This window comes from Prevotella sp. DNF00663, assembly GCF_001553265.1.
Classification (GTDB): Bacteria; Bacteroidota; Bacteroidia; order Bacteroidales; family Bacteroidaceae; genus Prevotella.
This window is the reverse complement of sequence record NZ_KQ960595.1, coordinates 1-1,797: the sequence shown is the minus strand read 5'-3', so window position 1 is coordinate 1,797 and position 1,797 is coordinate 1. Positions and strand designations below refer to the sequence as shown.

The 1,797-nt window shown below is 50.6% G+C and carries 1 rRNA gene; it reads right to left on the bottom strand.

Annotated features, from left to right (window positions below):
* Positions 1–60 precede the first annotated feature (60 nt).
* A 16S ribosomal RNA gene (locus HMPREF3034_RS02015) occupies positions 61–1,590 on the bottom strand.
* Positions 1,591–1,797 lie beyond the last annotated feature (207 nt).

The window sequence follows — 1,797 nt, the reverse complement described above, 5'->3', positions numbered from 1 at the left end:
AAAAAAAAGAGACGAACCTAATAGGTTTCTCTATACAAAACTATTATCGTACAGCTCCAGAAAGGAGGTGTTCCAGCCGCACCTTCCGGTACGGCTACCTTGTTACGACTTAGCCCCAATCACCAGTTTCGCCCTAGGCCGTTCCTTGCGGTCGCGGACTTCAGGCGCCCCCGGCTTTCATGGCTTGACGGGCGGTGTGTACAAGGCCCGGGAACGTATTCACCGCGCCATGGCTGATGCGCGATTACTAGCGAATCCAGCTTCGTGGGGTCGGGTTGCAGACCCCAGTCCGAACTGAGACCGGTTTTAAAGATTAGATCGTATTTGCATACGACCGACGCTCTGTACCGGCCATTGTAACACGTGTGTAGCCCCGGACGTAAGGGCCGTGCTGATTTGACGTCATCCCCACCTTCCTCACTCCTTGCGGAGGCAGTATCCTCAGAGTGCCCGGCATCACCCGATGGCAACTGAGAACAGGGGTTGCGCTCGTTATGGCACTTAAGCCGACACCTCACGGCACGAGCTGACGACAACCATGCAGCACCTCCGTAGGCGCCCCGAAGGGCCTCACTATCTCTAGATCGTTCGCCTACAGTTCAAGCCCGGGTAAGGTTCCTCGCGTATCATCGAATTAAACCACATGTTCCTCCGCTTGTGCGGGCCCCCGTCAATTCCTTTGAGTTTCACCGTTGCCGGCGTACTCCCCAGGTGGGATGCTTAATGCTTTCGCTTGGTCACATAGCCGAAAGGCCATACAACGGGCATCCATCGTTTACCGTGCGGACTACCAGGGTATCTAATCCTGTTCGATACCCGCACTTTCGAGCTTCAGCGTCAGTTTTGCTCCCGCAAGCTGCCTTCGCAATCGGAGTTCTTCGTCATATCTAAGCATTTCACCGCTACACGACGAATTCCGCCAACGTTGTGCAAACTCAAGTAAACCAGTATGCGCTGCAAGTCAGACGTTGAGCGTCTACATTTCACAACACACTTAATCTACGGCCTACGCTCCCTTTAAACCCAATAAATCCGGATAACGCCCGGACCTTCCGTATTACCGCGGCTGCTGGCACGGAATTAGCCGGTCCTTATTCATACGGTACCTGCAAATAGGGACACGTCCCTAACTTTATCCCCGTATAAAAGCAGTTTACAACCCATAGGGCCGTCATCCTGCACGCTACTTGGCTGGTTCAGACTTCCGTCCATTGACCAATATTCCTCACTGCTGCCTCCCGTAGGAGTTTGGACCGTGTCTCAGTTCCAATGTGGGGGACCTTCCTCTCAGAACCCCTACTGATCGTCGGTTTGGTGGGCCGTTACCCCGCCAACTGCCTAATCAGACGCATCCCCATCCCTTACCGCTAAACCTTTAATCCTAGTTAGATGCCTGCATAGGATATCATACGGTATTAGTCCGACTTTCGCCGGGTTATTCCGTTGTAAGGAGTAGGTTGGATACGTGTTACTCACCCGTGCGCCGGTCGCCATCAAAGGTTGCAAGCAACCCTCATGCTGCCCCGCGACTTGCATGTGTTAAGCCTGTAGCTAGCGTTCATCCTGAGCCAGGATCAAACTCTACATTGTAAAATTTTGATTTGCTTCTAAAATAGAAGCTTTATATCCTTTGCTCGTACGATAAACTTATCAATGTTTAAAGAACACCTATTTCGAATTTTATTTCGACGGTTCGTTTCTTTTACCCAACTCTATTACCTATATAGAACAAGTAAAGAGTCGACTCTTGTACTACTTATCTGTTTATGTAAATCTTTTCAAAGAACGATTTCTTAT